This window comes from Limnohabitans sp., from assembly GCF_036804465.1.
In the GTDB taxonomy this organism is placed as follows: Bacteria; Pseudomonadota; Gammaproteobacteria; order Burkholderiales; family Burkholderiaceae_C; genus Limnohabitans.
In genome coordinates this window covers 1-1162 of record NZ_DAIRSK010000037.1, presented here as the reverse complement: position 1 = coordinate 1162, position 1162 = coordinate 1, and the positions used below count along the sequence as shown (strand labels likewise).

Below are 1162 nucleotides of genomic sequence, written 5' to 3'. Positions count from 1 at the left end.
AAGCCGCACGTGAACGTGGGCACCATTGGTCACGTTGACCATGGCAAAACAACTTTGACTGCAGCGATCACCACGATCCTGTCAGCCAAGTTTGGCGGCGAAGCCAAGGCTTACGACCAAATTGACGCGGCCCCAGAAGAAAAAGCACGCGGCATCACGATCAACACCGCGCACGTCGAGTACGAGACTGAGTCACGTCACTACGCCCACGTGGACTGCCCAGGCCACGCTGACTATGTGAAAAACATGATCACTGGCGCGGCTCAAATGGACGGCGCTATTTTGGTGTGTTCAGCGGCTGACGGCCCCATGCCTCAAACCCGCGAGCACATCTTGTTGGCGCGTCAGGTGGGTGTGCCTTACATCATCGTGTTCTTGAACAAGTGCGACATGGTCGACGACGCTGAGTTGTTGGAATTGGTCGAAATGGAAGTTCGCGAACTTCTCGAAAAATACGACTTCCCAGGCGACGACACCCCCATCATCCAAGGCTCAGCCAAGCTGGCTTTGGAGGGCGACAAAGGCCCCTTGGGCGAAGAAGCCATCATGAAGTTGGCCGCTGCGCTGGACAGCTACATCCCGACGCCTGAGCGCGCTGTGGACGGTGCTTTCTTGATGCCTGTGGAAGACGTGTTCTCCATCTCGGGTCGCGGCACTGTGGTGACAGGTCGTATCGAGCGCGGCATCATCAAAGTCGGCGAAGAAATCGAAATCGTGGGCATCGTTGACACACAAAAGACAACCTGCACTGGCGTGGAGATGTTCCGCAAATTGCTGGACCAAGGCCAAGCGGGTGACAACGTGGGTATCTTGTTGCGCGGCACCAAGCGCGAAGACGTGCAGCGCGGCCAAGTGCTGTGCAAGCCTGGTTCAGTCAAGCCACACACGCATTTCACAGCTGAGATCTATGTGTTGTCCAAAGACGAAGGCGGCCGCCACACCCCATTCTTCAACAACTACCGTCCTCAGTTTTACTTCCGTACGACAGACGTGACGGGCGCGATCGAATTGCCAGAAGGCAAAGAGATGGTGATGCCAGGTGACAACGTGTCGATCACTGTGAAGTTGATCCACCCCATTGCGATGGAAGAAGGCTTGCGCTTTGCCATTCGCGAAGGCGGTAAGACCGTTGGCGCGGGTGTGGTTGCCAAGATCATTGCCT

General features: G+C 56.3%; 1 protein-coding gene. It reads left to right on the top strand.

Features of this window, described 5'->3' with window-relative positions:
• A partial coding sequence (gene tuf, locus V7Q41_RS13320) for an elongation factor Tu (RefSeq protein ID WP_333846453.1) occupies nt 1–1162 on the top strand: 1162 nt, incomplete at both ends.